Raw genomic sequence first — 24,746 nt, forward strand, 5'->3', positions numbered from 1 at the left:
CGTGCCGCGCGCACCCGGTCGCCTGGAAGTCCCAGCGGCTCAGTTTCGCCTGGCAGGGAGCTGTCTAGCCTCACCGCGTCGGACACGAGGTGCCCAACCGATCTGGCCCACGTTCACGCTGGCTGAACGCGGCCAGAGCGGAACTCATGGGATTACTGGCCGCCTCGTCCGGGTGCGTCTCGATGTTGCAGGTCAGTCCTGGGCCACTGGCTGTGAGTCTGGTCAGTGGAGCACACGCTGGGCACAGCGAACGCCCCCGCGCAGGGCGGGGGCAGCGGGAGAGATTGCGGTGGATTACCGGCGGCGTAACCAGTGCTGAACGGTGCCCACCACGCCCCGGCGGAAGAACAGCACCACCAGCACGAACACCAGCCCCGTCATGATGCCCACGGGGAAGTTCGCGGTGGTCAGCACGTCGCGCAGCAGCAGCACCAGGCCCGCGCCGATCACGGGGCCGAACAGCGTTGTGGTGCCGCCCAGGAGCGTCATCATGACCACCTCACCCGACGTGCGCCAGTTCACGACCTCCAGGCTCACGACGCCGTGCCCGAAGGTGTACATGCTGCCCGCCAGGCCGGCCAGCGTGGCGCTGATCAGGAACGCTGTGAACTTGAAACGGAAGGGGTTGTACCCGACGCTCTGCGCGCGGTTCTCGCTGTCGCGCACGGCCTGTTGCGCCTGGCCGAAGGGACTGCGCACCGTGCGGTACGCCACGGCGAACCCCAGTGCGAACAGCGCGAGGCACACGTAGTACCGCACCTGCGCGTTGCTGAAGTCCAGCCCCAACACGCTGGGACGCGCGAAGCCCTGCAGGCCGTTCTCGCCGCCGGTGAGGTCCGTCCATTGCAGGGCCAGGAACGACACCATCTGCGCGAAGGCCAGCGTGATCATGCTGAAGTAGATGCCGCTGGAGCGCACGCTGAGGAACGCGACCGGCACCGCCAGCGCCAGTGCACCCAGCGTGCCGCCGGCCAGGGCGACCGGGACACTCTGCCCGTGCCCCAGCAGGAACGCCGTGAGGTACGCGCTTGTGCCCCAGAAGGCCGCGTGACCGAATGACAGCAGGCCGCTGAAGCCGAACAGCAGGTCGAACGCCACGGCGAACAGACCCCACGCCAGAATGTCCAGGGCCAGCACCGGGTAGATCAGGTGTGGCAGGACGAGCAGCAGCACACCCAGGCCGATCAGCCACGCGGCGCGGACGGTCCGCTGCGGGTCACGCCGCGCGGTGGGGGTGACTGCGGCGCTCACCGCGCCCCCTCAGGCAGCCCGAACAGCCCGCTGGGGCGCACCAGCAGCACCAGGGCCATCAGGATGAACACCAGCGTGTTCGCGATGGGCGGGTACACGGCCGCGCCCACTGCGGCCAGCACGCCGACCGCGAACCCGGTGATGACGGAGCCCAGAATGCTGCCCATGCCGCCGATCACGACGACCGCGAAGGTCGTGATGATCAGCTCGGCGCCCATGTACGGTTCCACGGAGTAGATCGGCGCGGCCAGCACGCCGGCCAGTCCGGCCAGGGCCACGCCCACGCCGAACACCCCGGTCACCCAGCGGCTCACGTCAATGCCGAACGCGCGCGTCACGACCGGGTTCTCCGTGCTGGCGCGGATGATGGACCCCACGCGGGTCTTCTCGATCACGAACCATGTCACGAGGCACACCACCAGCGACAGCGCAATCACGAACAGCCGGTATTTCGGGAACACCACGAACCCGAGGTTCACCACGCCGGAGAGGGCTTCGGGCGGGGAGTACGGCGCGCTGGACACCGCGAACCGGCCCAGCATCACCTGCTTGACGAGGTCCTGCGTGAGCAGCGTCAGGCCGAAGGTGAGCAGCAGGTTGTAACTGGGCTCCAGGCCGTACAGCCGGGACAGCAGCCCGCGTTCCAGCAGCATGCCGACTCCCCCCACGAGCAGCGGCGCCAGCAGCAGCGACGGCCAGAACCCCAGCCCGAACAGCTGCCCGAGCGCGAACGCCGTGAACGCGCCCAGCATGTACAGCGCGCCGTGCATGAAGTTCACGATGCGAAGCATGCCGAAAATCACCGCGAGTCCCAGTGACAGCAGCGCGTAGAATGCGCCGTTCACGAGGCCGTTGAACACCTGAATCAGGAGCAGTTGCGTGTTCATGAAGGTCCGTCCGGGGAGAGGCCCGGGCCCGCCGCCGCCGGGGCGCGGCGCAGCCCGGTCAGGATCACATCTTGCACTTGTTCTCGCTCAGCGGCATGAACGCCTTGCCAGCCGGAATGGTGTTCAGGCGCCGGTACAGGTCGCCGGGTTCAGTCGCTTCGCTCTTGCCCTTGACCTGCACCACATGCACGTCGAGCATCACGCGGTGGTCCTGCGGGCGGATCATGGCGTGCCGCGCGAAGAAATCATCGAAGGTGAACCCCTCGAGGGCCTTGACGACCGCGTCACCGTTGTCGGTTTTGGCACGTGCCACGGCGTTCAGGTACTGCAGCGTGGCGGAGTACACGCCCGCCTGCGCCCAGGTGGGTTTCTTCCCGAACGCCTTCTCGAACTTCGCGGCCCACTGCCGGGACCGGGCGTCGAAGTTCCAGAACCACGGCACGGTCGCGATGGCGCCCATGAAGGCGTCCTGGCCCAGTGCGGCGACGTCCGTTTCGAACAGCAGCCCGATACCCAGCCCGATGCCCTGCTTCTTCAGCCCGAACTCGTTGTACTGCTTGACGACGTTCACAAGGTCGTTGCCCGCCTGCATGGTCCCGAAGATCTTGGGCCGCACGCTCTGCGCCTTGAGGAGGTACGAGCTGAAGTCCGTGTTCGGGAACGGCGTGGCGTCACTGGGCGCCGCGAGTTTCCCGCCGTTCTCCTGCACGGCCGCCACCATCTGCCGGTTCAGGTCCTGACCGAACGCGTAGTTGGGGTAGATGATGTACCAGCTGTTCCCGCCGCGTTTCGTGACGGCCGTGCCGGTGCCGTTGGCCAGCATGTAGTTGTCGTACGCGTAGTGGAAGGTGTACTTGTTGCACTTCTCGTTGGTGAGCGCGGTGGTGCCGCCGGTGACGACCATCGCGACGGTCTTCTTCTGCCGGGCAACTTCCACGGCGGCCAGCGCGGCGCTGCTCGTGGGCATGTCCACGAGCATGTCCACGTTCTGCCGGTCGATCATCTCGGCGGCCTTGTTCCCTGCGACGTCCGCCTTGTTCTGGTGGTCCACGCCGATCACGGTGACCTTCCCGGCGTACGCCCGGTTCGCCTTCATGAAATCCTCGGCGGCCAGTTGCGCGGCTTTCACGCTGCCCTGCCCGGCCAGCTCGGAGTACACGCCCGACAGGTCGGTCAGGACGCCCACCTTGATTCCGCCGTCCGACAGGGACTGCGCGGAGGCGGCGGGGGCGAGCAGCAGGGCGGTCAGGGCCATCAGGGGGGTGCGGATCTTGAGCATGACAGTTCCTCCAGGGAAGAGAGAGGCGGTGGGATTCAGGTGAGGAGCATCCAGGTCGGGGCCAGACAGGGCAGGTGGGAGGGCCAGCGTCCCTACACGCTGAGGTAGCGCAGCAGGTCCTCGCGGCGGGCGTCCACCTCCGCGCGCGGCACCTCGTCCACCACCTGACCGTCCACGAACACGTAGTGCCGGTCTGCGAGGCGCGAGGCGAACTTCAGGTTCTGCTCCACGAGCAGCACGGCCATGCCGCTCTGACGCAGCGTTTCGATGATCTCCCCGATGCGCTGCACGATCACGGGCGCCAGGCCCTCACTGGGTTCATCCAGCAGCAGCAGCTTCGGGCCGGCGCGCAGCACGCGCACCATTGCCAGCATCTGCTGCTCCCCACCGGACAGTTTGCTGCCCGGGTGATGCCCGCGCTCGCGCAGCACCGGAAACGCGTCGTAGATGCGCTCGGTGCTCCACCCGCCTGGTCTGGACGGCGGGAGCTCCAGGTTCTCCCGGACGGTCAGGGTGCTGAGAATGGCGCGTTCCTCCGGCACCCACGCCAGACCCTGCGCGGCCACGCGGTTGCTCGGCAGGCGCGAGATGTCCTGCCCGCCGAACAGGACCTGCCCGGTGCGGCTGCGCAGCACGCCCATCACGCTTTTCAGGGTGGTGGTCTTCCCGGCGCCGTTGCGGCCGATCAGGCTGACCACCTCGCCCGGCTGCACGTGCAGGTTCACGCTGCGCAGCACGTGACTCTGCCCGTAGAAGGCATTCAGGTTCCGGACCTCCAGCAGCGGCGTCATGCGTGCCCTCCTTCCTCACCCAGGTACGCCTCGATGACACGTGGATCGCGCCGCACGTCCTCGTAGCGGCCACTGGCGAGCACCGACCCGTACTGCAGGACCGTGATCCGGTCGGCCAGTTCCGACACCACACTCATGTTGTGTTCCACCAGCACCACCGTGCGCCCGCGCGCCACCTGCCGCACCAGCGCAATGACCCGCGCGACGCCTTCTGAGCCCATGCCGGACGTCGGTTCATCCAGCAGCAGCACCCGCGGCTCCTGCGTCATGGAAATCCCGATTTCCAGCTGCCGTTTCTCCCCGTGGCTGAGATCCGCCGCCAGCCGGTCCGGCATGCCGCCCAACCCCACGTCCGACAGGATGCCGTCCGCCCGCGCGCCCAGCGTCTCCAGGCGCGACAGTGGCGTCCAGAAGCGGTGCGGCAGCGGCGTGGGCGACTGCAACGCCACCAGCACGTTCTCCCGGACGCTCATGGTCGGAAACACGGAACTGATCTGAAACGACCGGGACAGGCCGCGGCGCACGATCTCAAAGGGCCGCAGGTGATCCACCCGCTCCCCGAACAGCCGCACCTCACCGGAGGTGGGTTTCAGGAACCCGGACAGCAGGTTGAAAAGTGTGGTCTTCCCGGCCCCGTTCGGACCGATGATCGCGTGAATTTCTCCCTCGTGAATGTCCAGGTCCACGTCATTTGTGGCCCGGAATCCCCGGAAGTCCTTGACGAGCCCCCGGGCCTGCAGCGCCACGACCGGAGCGGGCGTGAGGCCGGAAGTGCCCTGAGTGTGTGTGCCCGCCGTCATGCGCGGCAGCCGAATGCAAGGTCTTGCATCGTCCTCCCTTACGTGTTGTGGTCTGCTGCAAACGCTAGGGGAGAGGTGTCACAGCGGCGTTACACCAGCCGGCCCAGGCGAACCCCGGCCCTTTCCGTAAGGGAAGGGCCGGGGTTCCGGGTGCAGCGTCAGGTTTTGCTGGGTCCGCCGGCCACCGCGGGGCGGGGCACAGCCGGCGTTTCGTTTCCCGGTGTGTGGCCCCGCACGTCGGCCAGCAGCGTCCGGATCTGCGCGAAATCCGCCTCAATGTCTCCGGTGGGCGTCACGTACCCGAGGGTGCCCACACGCCTGCGCCCCCAGTCCAGGGCAATAACCGCGATCGGCACGTTGGCTTCCAGCGCCATGTAGTAGAACCCGGTCTTCCAGTACTCCGCCCGGCCGCGGGTGCCTTCAGGCGCCACGACCATCACGATCTCCGGCTCACGCTCAATGATGGACACCACGGCGTCCACGAAGTTCCCGCCTGACCGCCGGCGGTCGACCGGCATGCCGCCCACGCCCCGCATGAAGATCCCCACCGGGAACGTGAACAGTTCGCGTTTCGCCACGAAGTGCGCTGGTGCCCGGGTCGCCCATTTCCAGAAGATGCCGGGCCAGAAGTCCGCGTTGTGCGTATGAGGCGCGGCTGCCCCCACAAATTTCCGCCCGGGTGGAGGTGCCAGCACGGCTTCCCACCCGGCCACGCGCAGCGCCAGGGTCGCGAGACGGGAGAACACGGTGGGGCGCTGACCGGGCCAGAGAGCAGGCATCACTGTGCAGTGTAGGCTTCAGGCGCACGTGCCTACCCCGGCTGGGACGAGGTGCAAGCCCCTACGTTCAACGTTTGCTGCGGTGCCGGGCTGCCGGCCGCTCCTGGCAGGCCGCGAGCACCAGGGACACCACAATGACCACACCCGCCAGAAGCAGTTCCATACCTGTATTCTCCTTGTCTTTATCTGACGTTAAGGTTACGGAGCGGCCCCCCACCATGAAAAAGTTCGCATTCCCTGCCCGAAGCTAAACGCCGCTCAACTCCTCCAGGCTGAGTCCGGCCGCGTCCAGCGCCGCCCAGAAGGCCTCCGCCTCCACCGGCATCACACTCAACCGCGACCCCCGGCGTGTCAGCGCCGACCCCTCCCACTCCGGCAGGCGCCTCAACTGCTCCAGCGTCACCACCTGCGGAAAGGCCACGAGCGGCTCGACATCCACCATGCTCCAGCGTGGCGCGTCCCTTGAGGACTTCGGATCGAAGTACGCACTGCCCCCATCAAACTGCAGGTTGTCCGGGTAGGCCCCGCGGCACACCCGCGCCACGCCCGCCACGCCCGCAGGCCGGGCATTCGAGTGATAGAACAGACACAGATCCCCCTCACGCATCGCCCGCAGGAAATTCCGTGCCTGATAGTTGCGCACGCCATTCCACGGCTCCCGCCCCACCCGCACCAGATCCGCGAAGCCGAACACGTCCGGTTCCGATTTCAACAGCCAGAAACGCATGCCGCCCAGCCTACGGCGTGCAGGCCAGGCGTTGGGCCAGTCGAGCGCCCGTGCGGCACACGGCGAGGTGATGATGGGTGTGGTTGTCGCTTCCACCGAGCGCGTAGCCTTCTGTCTGCCCTGCCCGCGTGCCGGGACGCAGTGCCCGGGGTGGGCGTGAGGGCCTTCACCTTGGACACAGCAGCGCGCCCGACTGCGAAGGCAAACCAGCTGACGGTGCCGCTTCATGGGTCCGGGTACATGGAGGAGGTGACGTACGGAATGGGGGAGGAACTGGCTGCTCCCGGCGCGGTCATCGGGCGGCGCTGGAAGCAGGCGCACGAGGTGATGAGAGGTCTGGTGGCCAAGGCCGCGCGTGTTCTGGGCGGGCCTGCGGGAGCCCAACCGGATGCCGCAGCACGCTGGCTCCGGCGGACCGGGCCAGTCCGGTGGAAGTCACGCAGGTGGACAAGGAGGAGCTGATCAGGGTTCGCGTGTGGGGGCTTCCTCCAGGGCTCGCCGCGGACAGCCCGCGGTTCTGAGGAGCGTCTCTGGGACAGACACAACATGGTCGGGCCTTCACACCTCCGCCCCAGGGGCCGCGTCCCTCAGCGGGGCTTCAAAGGTTGCCGTCCAGCCTGGGCCATCACTCTCCCGGCGTGTCCGCGACCAGCGGCGGCAGCGCAATGGGCGTCTCACCTTTGAACCCCACGTGCATGCCACCCCAGCTGTACCCACCGCTATCGTTGACGACGTGGTCCAGGGGCAGGACCGCCAGGTACGCACCGCGCGCCTTTGTACTGGCCGGGCCGGTCGGTGACGGCGAGAAGACCTGGGGGTCAGCTTCAGGGTCCACGCGCAGGCGATACAGCACGCGCCACTCATTCAGACGCAGCGGAAAGTGGGCGCGCAGAACGACGTTCTCTCCACCGGGTGGGACGGTCCGGGTGACGGTGGTGGGCGGCGTGGTGTTCAGCCGCTCCTTCACCTGATGAAGCCGCACGCTGGGATTCTGACAGTCCTCGCTGAAGCTGCCGCCAGGGCCTGACGAGACTGCACTGCCCGTGTTCCAGAACGGGGAAGGCAGGCCGAAGCCCGTCATGAAGATCCGGCTGCGCTTCTGCCCGTCGCAGGTCAGGTCCTGCGCGAGCAGCAGGGCGCGTTCCTGGTAGCGGTAACTGCCCGGGCGGCGGCCTTTGAAGTTCTGTTGTTCCTCATCCACGAGACTCTTGGTGAACAGACTGACGGCCTCCGGGCTGTTCTGGTCCTCCGTGCTGGCCACCGCGACGTACACAACGGCCTTCGTGCCTCGGGGGTAGGTCAGGGTCACGGCCTGGTACGTCCCGCGCGGGGCACTCGTATCGCTGAACAGGGCGTTCATGTCGCGCTGGTTGACCGGGCCGAACTGCGCGCCCTCACGCGGGGGCAGCCACTCGCGGTAAGCGGTCCAGCCCAGCCCGCCGGTCAGCAGCACGCCGAGCGTGAGCCACCCGGCGCGGTGCGTGAAGGCGTGGCCCAGCAGGCCGCGGTTGACGGGGTGAGGGTCGCCCATGCCTTGCACAGCGAGGTACTCGGCTTCCTCAGGGGAGAACCCCTGCGCCCGGTGCTCCTGCATGCGTTCGGCAAGGTGGGCGCGGAGTTCGGCGGCGGCGTCAAGGCGTTCGGCGTGGGGAAGGCCGCGGGTGGCGCGGTGAATGTACGCGTCGGCGGTGAGGGGCCGCCGGGGGTGGGGGAGGCGGCGGGTCACGCGGTCCGCCGCAGGAGCAGGGCGTCAAGCGCGCCGCGCAGGGTGCGCCATTCCTGGCGTTTGGTGTGCAGGGCGGCGCGGCCGTCGTCGGTGAGGCGGTAGACCTTGCGGGGGGCGCCGCCACGGTCGCTGGGCTGCCAGTCGCTTTCGATCCAGCCGGCTTTCACGAGGCGGTGCAGGGCCGGGTAGAGGCTGCCTTCGCGCAGGTCGAACAGTCCGCCGCTGCGGTCATTGACGTGCTTGAGAATATCCAGGCCGTAGCGGGGCTGCTCCTGGAGGGCGGCGAGCAGGGCGAGGTCAAGGGTGCCGGATTTCAGTGGATTCATGGGGGCCTCGGTGGGGCTGTGTCTTGCTCAGTAAGGTAGTAGGCCTCGATTACCTTGTCAAGCAAGAATGTTGCGGGTGGTGGCTCGCTCCTCCAGAAGCTTCGGTCGCTTCGGCCACCGTCCCCCACGCCCGGCCGCCCTACACTGAAGCGTGCGCGCCTCGCCCTGGCTTCCCGTCCTGCTGCTGCTCGCGCTGGCCGCCTACCTGCTGCCGGATCTGCGCCTGCCCCAGCCCCGCGTCACCGTGACGCCCGAGCCTCAACCCCAGGTGCAGCGCCCCGCCCTGCCCAACGACCTGCCCGCCGCCACCCGCACCCTGTTCGAGAAGGCGCGCCCCGCCACCGTCCGCGTCGAAACCGTGAACACCGAGCGCAACACCGGCGGCATCGGCACCGGGTTCTTCATCAGTGCCGGCGGGCAGGTGCTCACTGCTTACCACGTGGTCAGTGGCGGACAGCTGTTTCAGGTCAGCACGCTGTCCGGCCGCACCTACCCCGCGCAGGTCGTGGCCTTCGACGCGTCCGCCGACGTGGCCCTGCTGCAGGTCCGCGCCCGGTCCAGCTTCCCGCACCTGAACCTCACCTCCCGCGCTCCCCGCGTGGGGGAGACAGTGCTGGCCATTGGCAACAGCGGCGGCGACTTCCTGCAGCCCCGCCGGGGCCAGCTGCTGCGCCTGAACGCCGAGGCGGGCCGCGCAGATTTCCCGCAGGGCACGCTGGAGATGAACGCCCCCCTCGCCCCCGGTGACAGCGGCGGCCCCATCATTGACGGAAACGGGCAGGCCATCGGCGTGATCAGTTACATCAGCCTGGACGGCAGCGGCCAGAAGCGCCGCAGCTACGCCGTGCCGGTCGTGGAAGGCAACGACCTGCTCGCCGCCCTGCGCAGCGGCCAGAAACGTGACGTGCCGGTCGTGGGCCTGATCTTCGACGCGATTCACAGCGACCAGACCAACCCGCCCGGCGCGATCGTCAGTGAGGTCGCGCGCCGCAGCCCCGCCGAACGTGCCGGGCTGCGCGGCAGCACCTTCGACGAGACCGGCGCCCTCAGCGGGCTGGGCGACGTGATCCTGCGGGTGAACGGCGAGCGGACCCGCAACGCCGACGAGGTCATCACGGCCATCCGCCGCGCGAAAATCGGGGACAGCGTCACCCTCACCTACCTGCGCGGCGGGCAGGAACGGCAGGCGAAGATCACCCTGGTGCCGCGCGCGAGCGTCCCGGACCTTCAGGAATAAACCCACGCCCCCGGGAGGAACGAAGCGCGCCCCTGAACGGCCCTCCATGCGCCGCCCATCGGGGCTTCAGACCCGCGGCGCAGCATGGGCTCATGTCAAGAGCGTTCGTGAAAGAGGACGAGGGGGAACGCTGGACACCCCCCACCCGACCGGGCACGTACCGCGTGATCTGGACCGGCGACCCGGACGCCACCGAGGTCCTGAAGGAAACGGACGACCTGCTTGAGGCGCTGCGCTGGATGACCACCCGCAACCGCCGTGAATTTGAGCTGCGAGACGCGCACGGCGCGCTGCTCGCCACCGGCTGACCCTGCCCTGGGCGACAGCTGCGCGCCTACCAGGCGCCGTCCAGCGTGAGGCGCGCCGTGCCCGCCAGCACCTGACCAGGCACCAGCACGCGCAGGTCGACGCCCCCCACCCCACGCGCCGCCAGGTTGAAGGCGTCTGTGGCGTGCGACACCGGCTCCAGCGCGAGACTGCCGTCCGGTGCGGTGAACACCACCACGTGCGAATACACGTTGTCGGCCGTCAGGATCACAGCCCGGTCCCCCCAGTCCAGGCGGGCCGTGCCGTCCCAGGCGGTGTACGTGCGGTCCAGCTGCCGGTCCCCCAGCGGGGCAGGCACGCCGTAATCCTCGCCCGGCCCCACAGGCCGCGCCTCTCCCAGCGTGAGGTGCTGGTCATCCGTGTCGTACGTGAGTTCCGCCCCCAGGTGCAGGGCCGGGTCCACGCCATCGTGCACCCGCGCGAAGTACGGGTGCAGGCCCAGCCCGGCCGGCATGGGCGTGACGTCCGTGTTCACGAGGGTCACGGTCGTGTCCAGGTGCGGTCCGTGCAGGCGGTACTCCACCTGGGCCGTGAACGCCCACGGCCAGTTCATGTCCGCGAAATCCCGGCTGTTGAAGGAGCAGCGCAGGTGCTCCCCCGAAACCCGCTCAACCTGCCACGGGCGATTGCGCACGTCCCCATGCTGCGCCAGCCCGCCCTTCGTGTTCGGCCGCAGGAGGACCTCCCGGCCCCCGAACACGAACCGCGCGTCCCGGATCCGGTTACTGAACGGCAGCAGCGTGAAACTCGCGCACTGGCTGCTCGTCTGCACGTCCGCCAGCGCCACAGGGCGCAGGACCGGCCGCCCGGACGCCGCGCGCAGGTTCAGCACGCTCGCCCCCAGGTCCGGCACGACCTCCAGCGTCAGTACCCCGTTCGAGATGCGCTCGACGCCCAGCGTCACGCCTTGTCCCGCCCACGCGTCGCCTCGAACAGCAGGATGCCCGCCGCCACCGAGGCGTTCAGGCTCTGCACGCGCCCCCGCACCGGGATGCTCACCAGAGCGTCGCATTTCTCCCGCACCAGCCGCCGCATGCCTTCACCCTCCGCGCCAATGACCAGCGCCACCTTCCCGCTGAAATCCACGCGCCGCACGTCCTGCGCCGCCTCTCCTGCCGCGCCGTACACCCACACGCCGTCCTTTTTCAGGGCGTCCATCAGGCGCGGCAGGTTCTTCGTCTGCGCGACCGGCAGGTAACTCGTCGCGCCCGCCGCCGTTTTCGCCACGACCGGCGACAGCGGGGCGCTGCGGCGCTCCTCGACCACGACGCCGTGGGCGCCCAGCACCTCCGCACTGCGGATGATCGCCCCGAAATTCCGGGGGTCCGTCACGCCGTCGAGCAGCACGATCAGCAGCGGCTCTTCCCGCTTGTCCGCGAGGTCCAGAATGTCATCCAGCGACGCCCAGGCCAGGTCCTCCACCTCGGCCAGCACGCCCTGGTGCTGCGTGGTGCCGGCCAGCTGATCCAGCTCGATGCGCGGCGCGAAACGCAGCCGCACGCCCGTGGCCTTCAGCTGCGCCACGAACGCCTCCTCCACCCCCCGCGCCACCAGCACCTCAGACACACGCCCGTCCTGCAACGCTTCCAGCACCGGATTCCGCCCGTACAGCAACATAGAGGGCAGTGTACCCCGCCCCCGGCGCCTCCCGTCGGCACAGCAAAAACCCCCGCGCGGGCGGGGGCTTTCCGTGTCTGGTGGGTCGTGTAGGAATCGAACCTACAACCCGCTGATTAAGAGTCAGCTGCTCTGCCAATTGAGCTAACGACCCAGAGCGGAAGGAAGTATAGGCGCCCCGCCACCACGAGTCAAGAGCGCCGCAGCAGAGCGCGTACCTGCCCGGCCAGATACAGACTGCCCGCAACCAGCAGCGTCCCCCCGGGCGGCGTGAGGGCCAGGGCGCGCGCCAGCGCCACCTCCGGGTCCGGGTGCGCCTCACCGCCGTGCTGCGCGGCCAGTTCCGCCGGCGGCGTCGCGAGGTCCCCGGGCGCCGTGAACACCCGGGCGGAGGCCACCGCCAGCAGCGGGATAAGGGTCGCGGCGGTGTCCTTGCGCATCAGGTTCCCGAACAGCAGCACGTCCGCTCGCGGCACGGCCAGCGCCAGCGCCAGCGCCGCGTGCGGATTGTGCGCGCCGTCCACCAGCACCGTGCGCCCCTGCGCCTCGAACCGCTCCAGCCGGCCCGGGTGTGAGGCATTCAGTGCCGCCTCCACGCCCGTCCCGAACCCCAGCGTCCGCAGGGTCGCCGCGGCCAGCGCCGCGTTCTGCTCCTGATGTGGGCCCTCCAGCCGCGGCGCGCGCGGCACCCTGAACAGCGCGGGGTGCGTCTGTGGCGTGAGCAGCGGCGCGCCCACGGCCCGGGCCACCTCCGCGATCACGGTCCGGGCCTCACCGGTGGCGGTGGTCAGCAGGGGCACGCCGGGCTGCGCGGCCCCTGCCTTATCCCGCGCGATCTGCGCCACGCTGGCCCCCAGGACGCCCACGTGATCCAGCGCCACGTTCGTCAGAGCCACCGCCGCGACGCGCCGGAGTGCGTGCGTGGCGTCACTCGCGCCGCCCACCCCGGCCTCCATGACCGCCACCTGCACCCCGTCCTGTGCGAACACCTGCGCGGCCAGGGCCAGACTCAGGTCGAAAAACGCCGCGTTCCCCGCATGCGCCCGTGCCCAGTCAATAAACGCCGCGGTGCGCGCCGGGTTCAGGTTCACGCCGTCCACCCGGATCCGTTCCTCAAAGTCGTTCAGGTGCGGGCTGGTGAAGCGCCCGGTCCGCACGCCCGCGCCGATCAGTCCGGCTTCCAGCATCGCGCAGGTGCTGCCCTTTCCGTTGGTGCCCACCACCCGCACGCTCCGGAACGCCCCGTCCGGGCGGCCCAGTGCGCTCAGCAGCCCCCACGCCGCGCCGGGCCCACGCTCACGGCCCGCACGGGTGCGGGTGAACAACCACTCGTAGTCCGGGGCAGACGCGGCACTCACGCCCCTCAGCGTAACGCCCCCCAGGCGCAATGCGCGCCTGCGACCTACCCGGCGCCCAGGTCACGCGGGCGGTACGTGACGGCCTCCGCCAGATGCGCCTCGCGCAGTTCGTCGCTGCCTGCAAGGTCCGCCACGGTCCGCGCCACGCGCAGCACCCGGTCAAAGCCGCGCCCGGTGAGACCCAGCTGCCGCGCCGCGGCCCGCACGAACGCCTCCGGCCCCGGCGCGAGGGGCGCGGCCCGCCGCAACGCCTGCCCGGTCAGGTCCGCGTTGCGCGCGCCCTGGCGCGCCAGCATGCGTGCCCGAGCGCTCTGAATGCGCGCGCGGACCGGCGCGGACCCCTCAGGTTCCGGCGCGCGGGTCAGTTCATCCACCGTCAGGCGCGGTACGCGCACCAGCAGGTCCACGCGGTCGAGCAGCGGGCCGCTCAGGCGCGCCGCGTACCGCGTCCGCTCGGCGGGCGTGCAGGCGCACGCCTTTTCGGGATCCCCATGGTGCCCGCACGGGCATGGATTCATGGCCGCGATCAGCTGAAAGCGCGCCGGGTACTGCACCGTCGCCCGCGCCCGGCTGATGGTCACGTGCCCGTCTTCCAGCGGCTGGCGCAGCGTCTCCAGGGCTTTGCGGCTGAATTCGGGAAACTCATCCATGAACAGAATCCCGCGGTGCGCCAGGCTCACCTCTCCTGGGCGGGGCACGCCCCCGCCACCGATCAGGCCAGCGTCGGACACCGTGTGGTGCGGCGCGCGGTACGGTGCGTTCAGGTTCAGGCGGCCGCGCGTGGCGAGCAGGCCCGCCGCGGAATGAATGCGCGTGACCTCCAGCGCCTCAGCGCGCGTCAGGGGCGGCAGCAGGCCCGGGGCGCGGCGGGCAAGCATGGTTTTCCCACTGCCGGGCGAGCCGACAAGCAGCAGATTGTGCCCGCCCGCCAGCGCCACCTCCAGGGCGCGCCGGGCGCCGCTCTGGCCTTTCAGGTCGGCGAGGTCCAGCAGCGTTTCCTCATCCAGCTCGTCCGGGGTGGGAGGCGGAGTGGGGGAGAGGAGCAGCTGCCCGCTGAGGTGGCGCACGGCGTCCAGCAGGGTCGCGGCGCCAAACGCGCGCGTGCCGTCAATCAGGGCGGCTTCCGCGGCGTTTCCGGCAGGCAGCAGCACGTCGGCGCGCAGTTCGCTGGCCAGCAGCGCCAGGTTCACGGCGCCTGCGATGGGCCGCAGGCTGCCGTCCAGGGCGAGTTCCCCGGCGACAACCGTGCCGGACAGCGCTGCGGCCGGCAGGTGGTCCTGCGCGGCAAGCAGGCCCAGCGCGATAGGCAGGTCGTACAGCGGGCCTTCCTTGCGCAGATCGGCTGGGGCAAGGTTCACGGTGATGCGGGCCGCCGGGAACGGCAGTCCGGCGTTCCTCACGGCGGCCCGGACCCGTTCGCGCGCTTCACTGACCGCCTGATCGGGCAGGCCCACGACGGTGAAGGCCGGCAGGCCCGGGGAGACGTCGACTTCCACCTCGACCGGAACGGCGTCCACGCCGATCAGCGCCACGCTGCGCGCCCGCGCCAGCATCCTAGGTTCCCCTCGCAACAACGGTCATACGCCCGGCAGAGTAACAACGGCGCGCCCCCGGCCGCGCCGCACTTGAGCGGGCGCCGGCCGGAGGCGCGGTGAGGGGCGGGTCAGCTGGGGTCGGTGCGGGTGGGCGCCGGGGTGGCAGTCATGGCCGCGGCACTGACCGGCGCGGGCTCAGCATTCACCGGCGCAGGCTCGGCGGGAGGGGTGGCCGGCGTGACCGTACCGGGCGCCGCGGCCACGTGAATGGTCTGCACGGGCGCCGGGCCAGGGGGAGTTGCCGGGTCACGCAGGGTGCCTTCGAATTCCTCTTTCAGGCCCTGCGTGCTCTTGCGGAACTCTCGCAGGCCCGCGCCGAGGCTCTTGCCGAGCTCCGGCAGTTTGCGGGGGCCGAACACCACCAGGGCGACGAGCAGAATCACCAGCAGTTCAGGAACACCGATGTTGGGCATGTTTCGTACCTCCTCAGGGGCGCGGCCGGAGCGCGGCGCACCGTCACGGCCCTCAGTGTAGGCCGGTCTGTTACAGCAAATGTCAGAGCAGACTGCAAACTACCGGGCGCTGCGGTAGGCGCGCAGCGTGCCGTTCATGAACGCCACGTACAGCGTGCCGTCCGCGGCGAGCGGCGTGGCCTGCACGCCCGTGGCCTCCCGCCGGGCCCAGCGGACGGCGCCGCTGCGCACGTCCAGTGCGCACAGTTCGCCGTCCTCGGAGGCCAGGAACACCAGGCCGGCGCTGATGACCGGGCTGGCGGTCACGCGGCCCTGCATGCGGTGCGTCCACAGGTCCTCCCCGTCGGAGAGGCGCAGCGCGCGCACCACGCCCCCCCACCCGGCCAGGATCGCCGCGCCGCCTTCCGAGCCGGACAGGGTCAGGGCCGGGGAGGCCCACACCTCGTCTTCCAGGTCGTACGTCCACAGGGTGGGGTCGGGGTCCAGGGCCACGCGGCCGGCGCGCGCGTGGAGGCGCAGCGCGTGCACCTCGCCTTCCCAGGTGGCCACGACGAGGGTCGCCTCGCCGGGCGCCGTGGGAATCAGGGCGGGCGTGCCGTGGACCGTGCCGACCTCCACCTTCCACAGGCCGTGGCCGCTGCGGGCGTCCAGGGCGTGCAGCCAGCCGTTCTCGTCGCACACGAGCGCCGCGCCGGCCCAGATGAGCGGGCTGGCCGCGACCGGGCCGCCGGTGCGGTACGCCCACTTCAGTTCGCCGGTGCCGGCGTCGAGCGCGTACAGGTGCCCGTCGCGGCTGCTGGCAAGCACCTGCGTATGCCACAGCGTGGGCGCGCCGGTGAGTTCCGCGCGGGCTTTGTGCTGCCACACCTGCGCGCCGCTCATCAGGTCCACGCGCCTGAGCGTGCCGTCCCACGCGCCGAACAGCACGTGCCCGCCGTGGAAGGTGGCGGGCGCCGTGACCTCGTCCCGCGCGGCGTAGGTGGCAAAGGGCCGCCCCGAGGTGTGCGTCAGGACCAGCTGTCCGCCGCGCGTGCCGACCGCCACGAGGTCCCCCTCACCCATCACTGCGGCCGGCCAGGTGACCTCACCGGGCAGCGGCACACTCCACGCCTCGCGCAGGGAAGCCACCTGTGCGGGGCCGTCCGGGTGCTCGCCGCTGCGGGTCCGGCCGCCGCGGTACTGTCCGCGCGCGTGCGCCGTCCACACGTCCCGCCTCGCCAGGGCCCACAGGTGCGCCAGGGCGTCGCCGCTGTCCGGGCGTTCCTCGGGGTTCTTGGCAAGCAGCGAGAGCAGCACGCGCGCCACGGCGTCCGGCACGGCCGGGTTCAGTTCCCGCGGGTCGGTGGGGGGTTCGTACACGTGCTGGTACAGCACGCTCTGGTCACTGTCGCCCACGAACGGCGGGCTGCCGCAGGCCACGCGGTACAGCACCGCGCCCAGCGCGTACAGGTCGCTCAGGGGGCCCACTCCCACGCCGCGCGCCTGCTCGGGCGCCATGTAGGCCGGGGTGCCCAGCGTCACGCCGCTGCGCGTCAGGTGCCGGGTCTGTTCGGTCAGGGCGACCAGCCCGAAATCCATGATGCGCGGCATCAGCGCGTCGTCGAGCAGCACGTTGCCGGGCGTCAGGTCGCGGTGCGTAATGCCGCGCACATGAATGAAATGCAGGGCGCGCGCCGCCGCGGCCGCCGCCGTCAGGAAGCGCGCCAGAGGCAGCGGGGCGTCCTCCAGCGGCCCGAGCGCCGTTACCGGCCCGCCCGTCATGAGCGGCATGGTAAAGAACGGGCGTCCGCTCTGGGCTTCGGTGCCGAGGTCCAGCACCGGAATGACGCCCGGGTGCGTGAGGCGCGCCAGGATCCGCACCTCCCGCAGGAACCGCTCGCGGTCGGAGTCCGGCACGTGCGCGTGCTGCACCTTCAGGGCCACCTCGCGGCCCAGCAGCGTGTCGCGCGCGCGGAACACGCGGGCGCTGCCGCCCTCCCCCAGCAGGGCCAGCAGGTCGTAGCGTCCCGCCAGTTGCGAGCCTGAATCCAGCGGCATACCCGGCGAGTGTAGCGTCCGCGCGCCTAGGGCGCCGCGGGGTAGACGCGGTTGCGGCCCGCATTTTTTGCGCGGTACAGGTGGTCGTCGGCGATTTTCAGGGCCAGGGGCAGCCGGTCCGGGTGTTCCACCGCGTAGCCCACACTGGCGGTCAGGCGCATGTCCGGCAGCACCGCCGACCAGTCGTGCGCGCCGATGGCGTGCCGGCACGCCTCGGCGAGACTGTGGGCCCGTCCGCGCGCGCGGATGGGCGTGACCAGCACGAATTCCTCTCCGCCGTAACGGCCCAGCAGGTCCCCGGGGCGCACCTGCGCCGCGAGCAGTCCGCCCACCACGCGCAGCACCTGGTCACCCACGGCGTGCGAGTGCCGGTCGTTCACGCTCTTGAAGTGATCGACGTCCACGAACACCACGGCGAGCAGCGCCCAGGCCGGGTGCGGGGTACCGTCGGGCGGGAACTGCAGGGCCTGCAGGCCTTCTTCCAGACCGCGGCGGTTCAGCAGGCCGGTCAGGGCATCCTGACGGGCCTGAACCTCCGCGTGGCGCAGCCGGTCCTGCCAGGAACTCGCGTCGGCCCGCGCCTGGCGCAGTTCGCGGTCGAGGGTCAGGTGGTGTGCGGCGGCGGTGTTCACGCGCTCCAGCGTGAGCTGCGCGTCGCGCAGCGCCTCGCGGGTCACGTCCAGCGCCTCGCGCAGCCGGCCCTGACGTTCGTACAGCGCCCCCATGGCGGTCAGGAGCCGCTGCGTGTCCAGGTGCCGCTGCTGGCGCCGGGCGATCTCCAGGGCCGCGTGGTACTGCGCCAGGGCCGCGTCGTCCTCCCCGCGGGCCTGCAGCAGTTCCGCGAGGCACAGCTGCGGCTCGATGTACAGCTGCTGGCGCATCAGGGTGTTCAGCTGCGTCGCCCGGCGCGCCGCGCGTTCCGCGCCGCGCAGGTCGCCGTCGAGCAGCAGCAGGGTGGATTCGTGCGCGGCGCACAGCAGTTCGTTGGTGAGGCTGGGGGTCAGCTGCAGCGCGGCCCGCGCGGCGCGCAGCACCATCAGTCCCTGCTGCACCGCCTGCTGCCGCGCGTCGTGGCGGCCCAGGTCACGGGCCTCGCGGGCCAGGACGACATAGGCGTGCGCGCGGTTCTCGTGCAGGGAGGTGTTCAGCTCGCCGCGCGTGGCTTCGCAGGGCACGGCGTGAATGTGCTCCTCCAGAACGTTCAGGTGGTGCAGGGCGTCTTTGGCCTCGCCAGCGCTGCACGCCAGCCACGCCAGGTTCACCAGGGCGTTGCCGTAGTCGTGGGGGTTGCCGCTGTGCCGCGCGAGATCCAGGGCGTCCTGCAGGTCCTGACGGGCGCCGGTGAGGTCCCCGGTGATGATGCGTGTCACGGCGCGGACGTTCAGCACGGCGGACAGCAGGTCAGTCAGGCGGCGCTCGTCGATCAGTGCCTGCGCGCGCGACACGGCGTCCAGCGCCCGGTCCTGCTGGCCCAGGCTGGCCGACACGAACGACAGGCCGATCAGGGCCTGCACCGCCGCGGCCGGCGAGTCGGCGCGCAGCGCCTCACTCAGCGCCGCTTCGCCCATGGCCTGCGCGCCGCTCAGGGACGTTTCACGCATGTGCCGCGCCACGGCCACCAGCGCCAGTGCGCGCGCCTCCCCGCCGGGCGCGGCCCGCAGGCGCGCCAGCAGATCAGGGGGCGTGTCCGCGGGCAGCGGCACGTCCAGGGGGTCCCTGGCCGGGGAGAAAGGCATCTGCTCCTTATTCTTCACGAATTCTGCCCGGCAGTGCAGCCGGAACGTCACACATGCTCGGGGGGAACTGGGGGGGCGCCGCCCGCCGAAAGGCTGACGTGCCGCGACCCCCCGGGCGCCTATGCTGACCGGGTGAATGCCATCGAGACGCGCGAACTGCGCAAGGCGTACCGGGGCCGGGCGGTCGTGGACGGCCTGACCCTGACCGTCCCCGCCGGTGAGGTGTTCGGGTTCCTGGGGCCCAACGGCGCGGGTAAGAGCACCACCGTGAAAATGCTGCTGGGCCTGGTGCATCCTACGGCCGGTGAACTGCGGGTGCTGGGCGGCCGGCCGCACGACCCGGGTGTCCGTGCCCGGCTGGGATTCCTGCCCGAGCAGTTCCGCTTTCAGACCTGGATGACCGCGCATGAATTCCTGCGCTTTCACGGGCGGCTGTCGGGCCTGAAGGCCGCGGAGCTGCGCACGCGCGTGCCGCAGGTGCTGGAGGAGGTCGGCCTGGGCGGGCGCGGAAACGAGGCGCTGGGCGGCTACAGCAAGGGCATGCTGCAGCGTGCCGGTCTGGCCGGCGCCATTCTGGCCCGGCCGCAGCTGGTGTTCCTGGATGAACCCACCAGCGCGCTCGACCCGATCGGTCGGGTGGAGGTGCGGGAAATTATTGAGCGGCTGCGGGCACAGGGCGCGGCGGTGTTCCTGAATTCCCACCTGCTGTCCGAGGTGGAGCAGGTGTGTGACCGCGTGGCGTTCGTGAAGCAGGGCCGGGTGCTGATGCAGGGCAGCATGCGTGAACTGATGGGCGGCGTGCTTCCGCTCGACGTGCGCGTCAGTCACCTCACGCCGGACCTGCTCGCGGCCCTGGCCACCATCGGTGAGGTGAGGCACACGGACACGAACACCCCCGGGCGCGCCGACGTGGAACTGTGGTTGCAGCGTGAGGACGCCGTGCCGGCCGTGGCGGACGCCGTGCACGCCGCCGGCGCGCGCCTGTACGCCCTGACCCCGCGCCGCCCGGACCTGGAGACCATGTTCCTGGACCTGATTGAGGACACGCCCGAAAGCCGCGCGGCCCGCCCCACGGAGGCCCGCCGTGCGTAACGCCCTGCTGATCGCCGACCTCTCCCTGCGGGAAGCCACCCGCAAGCGCCTCGTGACGGTGCTGCTGCTGCTCACCGCGGCCTTCCTGGGCTTTTTTCTGTACGGGGTGTACCGCCTGGACCTTCAGCTGGACCAGCGCGCCCGGGAAGCCGGTCTGGACGGCCGCAGCGCCAGCGGGGCGTCCAACCTGCCGGTGATGTACTCGGCGATGTTCGGCATGTACCTCGTGTACTTCCTGGGCTCCCTCATGGCGGTGCTCTCCACTGTCGGTGCAGTCAGCGGCGACATCGAGAACGGCGTGATGCAGAGCGTCATTGCGCGGCCCATCACGCGCGCGCAGCTTGTCCTGGGCCGCTGGCTGGGTTTCACGGCCGTGAACGTCGCGTACGTCGCCCTGCTGAGCGCCGGTCTGCTGGGCGGCGTGTACGCCCTGACCGGGTACCTGCCGCCCGCCGCGCTGCCCGCCACAGGGCTGCTGCTGCTGGCGGTCACGCTGCTCACGGCCCTGACCGTGCTGGGCAGCACCCTGTTCACCACGCTCGCCAACGGCATCGGGGTGTTCGTGCTGTACGGCGTGGGCTTCACCGGCGGCATCCTCAGCGCCATCGGCACCTTCGCCGATACGCCCACCCTCACCACGCTGGGCCGCACGGCCAACACCCTGATGCCCACCAACGCCCTGTGGCTTGGCGCCAGTTACCACCTGCAGCCCGAGATTCTGCGGCAGGTGGGCGAGATCAGCCGCGGCGCCAACCCGTTTTTCAGCACGGCGCCAATCGACCCGCTGCTTGTCGGCTGGGCCGCGGCGCTGAGTGCGCTGGCCGTGGCGGGCGCCATGTGGCGCTTCAGCCGCCGCGACCTGTAGGGCCCGCACGGCGCGCCGCACGCAGCCGCCGGCCCAGGCGGTGCAGGTCGTCCGCGCCGCCTGCCGGCAGCAGCGCGTCCAGGAACGGCAGGGCCGCGGCGATGGCCCGCTGCACCGGGCGGTACCCAGGCGTGGCGGCCAGCGGCGAGAGCCACACCACGCCCGCAGCGCGCCGCCGCAGGTCCCGCAGGGCGCGCGCCACAAGCGCCGGATCTCCGGTATCCAGCCCGTCACTGAGAATCAGAATGACGGTGTGCCGGTCCACGCGGCCCCGCTCGTCTCGTGCGAGGCGCAGCAGGTTCTCGCCGATGCGCGTGCCGCCCCCCCACGCTACCCCCAGGTCCGGCAGGTCCAGCGGCTGCCCCGGTGCGGCGCGGCGCAGCAGCGGCGTCAGGCGCAACAGGCCGGTGCTGAAGGCGAAGACCTCCACCCGACGGGACCGCAGGTGCAGCGCCTGCGCGAAGCGCAGCAGCAGCGTCGCGTCCCGGCCCATGGACCGGCTGCCGTCCAGCACGAGCAGGAAGCGCGGCGCGCGGCGCGGCCGGCCCAGCCAGCGCAGCGTCACGGCGTCCCCGGCGGTGCGGGCCGCGGCGTGCAGCGTGCGCCGCGCGTCCAGCTTCGAGCCGCGCGGCATCGGCCGCAGCCGCCGCGCTCGGCCCAGCTCCAGCGCCCGGATCAGGTCGGACGCCGCGCGCAGCAGCTGCGCCAGGTCCCCCTCGCCCGCGTGCACAGCCGCGCCCGGCGCGGCGTTCGGGCTGAGCTGCGTGCGGATCACCGGGGCGTCTGCATCGTGGTCGTTGCTGTCCGGGTCGCCGGTCTCCTGGCCCTGCGGTGGGCCGCCCGGTTCGCCCGGCTGTTCTCCGGGCGTCGCCTGCGGGGCGGGCGCGCCCGGCTCGGGCGGCCCGGCCGCCTCCCCCGGCTCACCGGCCTCGCCGCCCGGCCCGGGGGCAGCAGGCGCCGGGGTTTCGGGCAGCAGGGGCGGCAGCCGCGGCGCGCTGTGCCCGTCGGTGCGGAAAAATGCGTTGAATTCCAGGTCGAACACCCGGACCTGCTCGGGACTGGCGGCCAGCACCGAGCGCAGCGCGGCGCGCACCTCACGCCGGGACAGGACATCCACCATGCCCAGCGCCTCCAGCGCGGTCTGCACCTCGCCCGGCCCGATCAGGAACACGTGCCGGTCTCGCAGGCGCGCGGCGAAGGCCGTGACCTGTGCGCTCAGCGCCGCCGGAGCGGCGGGCCCCAGCTCAGCCACGGGACTGCGCCTGCGCCGCCACCGCCTGCAGGGTCGGGGCGGCCAGCAGCTGATCCTCACGGAGTTTCAGCACCGCGCCCAGGGTGGCCTGCAGGGCCGCGGCGTCCAGATGATCGGCGTGCAGGGTCATCAGGGCCGCCGCCCAGTCGAGCGTCTCGGCCACGCCAGGGGTCTTGCCCAGCGGCAGGGCGCGCAGGGCGTGCACGGCGTCCGTCACCTGCCGCGCCAGCGTCTCGTTGATGCCCGGCAGGCGCGAGTGCACGATCTGCAGTTCCTGCGCGCGGGTGGGGTATTCCGTCCAGTGGTACAGGCAGCGGCGGCGCAGCGCGTCACTCAGCTCCCGCGACCGGTTGCTGGTGAGGATCACGTGCGGGCGGCTCACGGCGCTCAGCGTGCCGAGTTCCGGCACGGTGATCTGCCATTCGGCCAGCAGTTCCAGCAGGAACGCCTCGAACGCGTCATCGGCCCGGTCGATCTCGTCGATCAGCAGCACGGCCGACTGGGGTTCCTGAATCGCCTGCAGCAGGGGCCGCGGCATCAGGAACTGCTCGCCGTACAGGTCCTCGTCGCTCAGGCCTTCACCGCGCAGCTCGGCGGCGCGCAGGTGCAGCAACTGCCGCGCGTAGTTCCACTCGTACAGCGCCGCCTGCGCGTCCAGTCCCTCGTAGCATTGCAGGCGGATCAGCCGGGTGCCCAGCGCGGCCGCCAGCGTCTTGGCCGCTTCGGTCTTGCCGACGCCGGCCGGTCCCTCCAGCAGCAGGGGCCGGCCCAGACCCACCACCAGCCGCAGTGAGGTGGCCAGGGCGTCCCCGGCCACGTACCCGCGGGCCTGGAAGGCGAGTTGCAGTTCATTCACGGACGGAATCATGGGTCTCCTCTCCTGCGTCTGACAGTGGTGCGGGCAGGGCCGGACGGGCGCCTGTGCGCGGTGAAACGGAAGGTGGCTGGCCAATCCTTCATCTGATCGGGGCGCCCGCCGGGTGATAGCGGCGTGAGAGGGTGCGGCGTACGGTAAAGCCATGGAAGTTCCGCTGCTGCTGTGCGCATTGATCGCCCTCACCTCGGGCCTGCACTTCGGGCACCGGTTCACGGAAACCCGCCGCGCCGGCCGGATGCCGCTGCTCCCGGTTGCCGCGCACGGTGTGGTGTCCGGCGCACTGATTATCCTGGCCATGCTGCTTGACGCCAGCTCCGTCCGGGTCGTGTGGGTGGCCGTGACCGTGACCAGCGTGACTGGCCTGGCCATCGGCGCGCTGTGGGCCGCCCGTCACCCCGAGCCGGTTCCCACGGACGGCCCACTGCCCGCCCCGGACCCGGCCCGCAGCGCCACCTGAACCGCCGGCGCTCTGCCCCTCAACATTTGGTGGACGCATCCGCGGCCCGGGACGCCCTAAGCTGGGCTGACCGGGCCGTCCCGACGCCCGGGTCCTGGAGTCCCCATGAGCGAGCGCCGACCTTCCCGCAGCACCCTGAACACCCTGATCCGCCTGGGCCGCGCCCTGACCGACCCTGACCCCGCCGCGCCGGACCCCGTGGACGCCGCGCGGCGTGCTGCCGGGCGCCTGCGCGACCCCGTGCAGGACGCCGCCAGTCGCCTGAAGTCCGGCGCGCTGGAGTGGCGTGCCCGGGTCGAGGACCGCGCCGATCAGCGGCTGGAACGCCTGATCACTGAGCGGCGCGGCGGCGCGCCGGGCGACCCGGCCGTCACTGCCGCGCTCGCGGCCCGCCGGGCGCAGCGTGAAGCGCGGCTGCGCCAGGAACAGGCGCGCCAGGCGCTGCTGAACCGCGCGCAGACACCCGCGCAGCGGCAGGTGCTGCGCGCCGTGCTGGCGGTGACGGCCTGGGCGGGCGGGCAGGCGGGGCAGGTGCGGTACACCGAACTGCTCGACCGGCTGGCGCCCGCCGGGGACGCCGCGGGCGAGATGGCCGTGCACCGCGCCATCTGGTCCCTCGCGGAAGCAGAGGTGCTGGCCGTGTCGCCTCACGGCGTGATCAGCGCCACGCCACCCCGCACGCCGCTGGCCCTGCCCGGCGCATAGAGGGGGGCGCCGCCTGCGCCTCCCCGGTCCGGCGTCCGGCTGAGAATTCAGGAGGCAGACAACCCCCGGCGTGATCGGCGGGAGGCGCACTCAGGCGATCGTGCCGGCAGACGCACCCACGTGCGCGCTCATGTTCTCGAAGGTCTTCGAGATCAGTTTCTGCGCCTGTGCGTCGAGCAGGCGCCCGCCGACTGTGGCGACCGGGCCGCGCATGGTGGCGTCCCCGGTCCAGTCGAGGGTGGTGGTGCCGTCCCCGTTGTCCAGCACGTCCGCGCCGGCCGTCAGGTCCACGACGCTGCCCAGCCCGCCGCCCTGCACCTTCACGTTCACGCGGTTCAGGTCCGGCGCGGGCTGCACCTCGATCTTGAACTTGAACTTGCCGCGCACCATCCCGACCCCCACCTGCACGGTGGCGTCCATGTGCGTCTGGTCGTGCACCACGACCTCCTGCACGTCCGGCAGGCAGCGCGCCACGCGCTCCGGGTCCTGCACGAATGCCCACACGGCGGCGGGCGGCGCCTGCACTTTCTCCTGGCCTTTGTAGCTGAGTTTCATAGGGTGAACCTCCGGGTCGGGGCCCGCGGCGGGCCGGGGGTTGAGTTGCACTGACGC

Annotated in this window: 25 protein-coding genes and 1 tRNA gene; 6 read left to right on the forward strand and 20 right to left on the reverse strand. The window is 71.1% G+C overall.

Going from position 1 to position 24,746, the window contains the following annotated elements; translation table 11 throughout:
- Nucleotides 1-294 precede the first annotated feature (294 nt).
- The 9 genes from LAJ19_RS00910 to LAJ19_RS00950 all read right to left on the reverse strand — a co-directional run bounded on the left by LAJ19_RS00910 (nt 295) and on the right by LAJ19_RS00950 (nt 8,566).
- A complete protein-coding gene (locus LAJ19_RS00910; RefSeq protein WP_225476464.1) occupies nt 295-1,251 on the reverse strand; it encodes a branched-chain amino acid ABC transporter permease in 957 nt (318 codons plus the stop codon).
- Nucleotides 1,248-2,138, reverse strand: coding sequence for a branched-chain amino acid ABC transporter permease (locus LAJ19_RS00915; protein WP_225476465.1), 891 nt, complete (start codon nt 2,136-2,138; stop codon nt 1,248-1,250). Before LAJ19_RS00915 ends, LAJ19_RS00910 begins: the two co-directional genes overlap by 4 nt.
- A 64-nt stretch (nt 2,139-2,202) precedes the next feature.
- A complete protein-coding gene (locus LAJ19_RS00920) occupies nt 2,203-3,417 on the reverse strand; it encodes an ABC transporter substrate-binding protein (protein ID WP_225476466.1) in 1,215 nt (404 codons plus the stop codon).
- A gap of 92 nt (nt 3,418-3,509) precedes the next feature.
- Nucleotides 3,510-4,208, reverse strand: a complete 699-nt coding sequence (locus LAJ19_RS00925; protein ID WP_225476467.1) for an ABC transporter ATP-binding protein — start codon at nt 4,206-4,208, stop codon at nt 3,510-3,512.
- Complete coding sequence (locus tag LAJ19_RS00930) at nt 4,205-5,008, reverse strand: ABC transporter ATP-binding protein (RefSeq protein WP_225476468.1); 804 nt, start codon at nt 5,006-5,008, stop codon at nt 4,205-4,207. Before LAJ19_RS00930 ends, LAJ19_RS00925 begins: the two co-directional genes overlap by 4 nt.
- Nucleotides 5,009-5,166: 158 nt before the next feature.
- Nucleotides 5,167-5,787, reverse strand: a complete 621-nt coding sequence (locus LAJ19_RS00935) for a 1-acyl-sn-glycerol-3-phosphate acyltransferase (protein ID WP_225476469.1) — start codon at nt 5,785-5,787, stop codon at nt 5,167-5,169.
- A 247-nt stretch (nt 5,788-6,034) separates the two neighbouring features.
- Complete coding sequence (locus LAJ19_RS00940; RefSeq protein ID WP_225476470.1) at nt 6,035-6,514, reverse strand: EVE domain-containing protein; 480 nt, start codon at nt 6,512-6,514, stop codon at nt 6,035-6,037.
- Between the two features lie 625 nt (nt 6,515-7,139).
- The gene (locus LAJ19_RS00945; RefSeq protein ID WP_225476471.1) at nt 7,140-8,240 is read right to left on the reverse strand and encodes a permease prefix domain 1-containing protein; all 1,101 of its coding nucleotides are present in this window, start codon (nt 8,238-8,240) and stop codon (nt 7,140-7,142) included.
- On the reverse strand, nt 8,237-8,566 hold the full coding sequence (locus LAJ19_RS00950) for a PadR family transcriptional regulator (RefSeq protein WP_225476472.1): 330 nt from the start codon (nt 8,564-8,566) through the stop codon (nt 8,237-8,239). Before LAJ19_RS00950 ends, LAJ19_RS00945 begins: the two co-directional genes overlap by 4 nt.
- Nucleotides 8,567-8,717: 151 nt before the next feature.
- On the opposite strand from LAJ19_RS00950, the gene LAJ19_RS00955 reads away from it, so the two are divergent.
- Both LAJ19_RS00955 and LAJ19_RS00960 read left to right on the forward strand, forming a co-directional pair.
- On the forward strand, nt 8,718-9,803 hold the full coding sequence (locus LAJ19_RS00955; protein ID WP_225476473.1) for a S1C family serine protease: 1,086 nt from the start codon (nt 8,718-8,720) through the stop codon (nt 9,801-9,803).
- Nucleotides 9,804-9,895: 92 nt separating this feature from the next.
- Nucleotides 9,896-10,111 (forward strand): hypothetical protein, encoded by a 216-nt coding sequence (locus LAJ19_RS00960; protein ID WP_225476474.1) that lies wholly within the window; start codon nt 9,896-9,898, stop codon nt 10,109-10,111.
- Nucleotides 10,112-10,137: 26 nt separating this feature from the next.
- Here the strand turns inward: LAJ19_RS00960 and LAJ19_RS00965 are convergent, their stop codons facing one another.
- From LAJ19_RS00965 to LAJ19_RS01000, 8 genes are all read right to left on the reverse strand, one after another.
- Entirely contained in the window at nt 10,138-11,034 is an 897-nt protein-coding gene (locus LAJ19_RS00965) for an aldose 1-epimerase (protein WP_225476475.1), read from the reverse strand.
- Nucleotides 11,031-11,747, reverse strand: a complete 717-nt coding sequence (gene rlmB / locus LAJ19_RS00970) for a 23S rRNA (guanosine(2251)-2'-O)-methyltransferase RlmB (protein WP_225476476.1) — start codon at nt 11,745-11,747, stop codon at nt 11,031-11,033. The genes LAJ19_RS00965 and rlmB overlap by 4 nt, the downstream gene beginning before the upstream one ends.
- 78 nt (nt 11,748-11,825) lie before the next feature.
- Nucleotides 11,826-11,901 (reverse strand) — tRNA-Lys (locus LAJ19_RS00975).
- A gap of 37 nt (nt 11,902-11,938) precedes the next feature.
- On the reverse strand, nt 11,939-13,105 hold the full coding sequence (locus LAJ19_RS00980; protein ID WP_225476477.1) for a glutamate ligase domain-containing protein: 1,167 nt from the start codon (nt 13,103-13,105) through the stop codon (nt 11,939-11,941).
- Between the two features lie 44 nt (nt 13,106-13,149).
- Complete coding sequence (locus LAJ19_RS00985) at nt 13,150-14,658, reverse strand: YifB family Mg chelatase-like AAA ATPase (protein ID WP_225476478.1); 1,509 nt, start codon at nt 14,656-14,658, stop codon at nt 13,150-13,152.
- A 110-nt stretch (nt 14,659-14,768) separates the two neighbouring features.
- Complete coding sequence (gene tatA, locus LAJ19_RS21840; RefSeq protein ID WP_285892299.1) at nt 14,769-15,113, reverse strand: twin-arginine translocase TatA/TatE family subunit; 345 nt, start codon at nt 15,111-15,113, stop codon at nt 14,769-14,771.
- Nucleotides 15,114-15,212: 99 nt separating this feature from the next.
- Complete coding sequence (locus LAJ19_RS00995) at nt 15,213-17,150, reverse strand: serine/threonine-protein kinase (protein WP_225476479.1); 1,938 nt, start codon at nt 17,148-17,150, stop codon at nt 15,213-15,215.
- A 26-nt stretch (nt 17,151-17,176) separates the two neighbouring features.
- Nucleotides 17,177-18,886, reverse strand: a complete 1,710-nt coding sequence (locus LAJ19_RS01000; protein ID WP_225476480.1) for a diguanylate cyclase — start codon at nt 18,884-18,886, stop codon at nt 17,177-17,179.
- Between the two features lie 132 nt (nt 18,887-19,018).
- Between LAJ19_RS01000 and LAJ19_RS01005 the strand changes: the two genes are divergently transcribed.
- Together LAJ19_RS01005 and LAJ19_RS01010 are read left to right on the forward strand one after the other, a co-directional pair.
- Entirely contained in the window at nt 19,019-19,978 is a 960-nt protein-coding gene (locus tag LAJ19_RS01005) for an ABC transporter ATP-binding protein (RefSeq protein ID WP_225476481.1), read from the forward strand.
- Nucleotides 19,971-20,843, forward strand: coding sequence for an ABC transporter permease (locus LAJ19_RS01010; RefSeq protein WP_225476482.1), 873 nt, complete (start codon nt 19,971-19,973; stop codon nt 20,841-20,843). Before LAJ19_RS01005 ends, LAJ19_RS01010 begins: the two co-directional genes overlap by 8 nt.
- Here the strand turns inward: LAJ19_RS01010 and LAJ19_RS01015 are convergent.
- Nucleotides 20,824-22,095: a VWA domain-containing protein gene (locus LAJ19_RS01015; protein ID WP_225476483.1), complete on the reverse strand. Its 1,272-nt coding sequence runs from the start codon at nt 22,093-22,095 to the stop codon at nt 20,824-20,826. The two genes, LAJ19_RS01010 and LAJ19_RS01015, sit on opposite strands and share 20 nt — an antisense overlap.
- Nucleotides 22,088-22,963 (reverse strand): AAA family ATPase, encoded by an 876-nt coding sequence (locus LAJ19_RS01020; RefSeq protein WP_225476484.1) that lies wholly within the window; start codon nt 22,961-22,963, stop codon nt 22,088-22,090. Before LAJ19_RS01020 ends, LAJ19_RS01015 begins: the two co-directional genes overlap by 8 nt.
- A 151-nt stretch (nt 22,964-23,114) precedes the next feature.
- Between LAJ19_RS01020 and LAJ19_RS01025 the strand changes: the two genes are divergently transcribed.
- Both LAJ19_RS01025 and LAJ19_RS01030 read left to right on the forward strand, forming a co-directional pair.
- Nucleotides 23,115-23,429, forward strand: a complete 315-nt coding sequence (locus LAJ19_RS01025) for a hypothetical protein (protein ID WP_225476485.1) — start codon at nt 23,115-23,117, stop codon at nt 23,427-23,429.
- A 105-nt stretch (nt 23,430-23,534) separates the two neighbouring features.
- Nucleotides 23,535-24,134: a hypothetical protein gene (locus tag LAJ19_RS01030; RefSeq protein ID WP_225476486.1), complete on the forward strand. Its 600-nt coding sequence runs from the start codon at nt 23,535-23,537 to the stop codon at nt 24,132-24,134.
- Between the two features lie 90 nt (nt 24,135-24,224).
- Here the strand turns inward: LAJ19_RS01030 and LAJ19_RS01035 are convergent, their stop codons facing one another.
- Complete coding sequence (locus tag LAJ19_RS01035) at nt 24,225-24,689, reverse strand: SRPBCC family protein (protein ID WP_225476487.1); 465 nt, start codon at nt 24,687-24,689, stop codon at nt 24,225-24,227.
- Nucleotides 24,690-24,746: the final 57 nt, after the last annotated feature.

It is taken from the genome of Deinococcus taeanensis, assembly GCF_020229735.1.
GTDB classification, from domain to species: Bacteria; Deinococcota; Deinococci; order Deinococcales; family Deinococcaceae; genus Deinococcus; species Deinococcus taeanensis.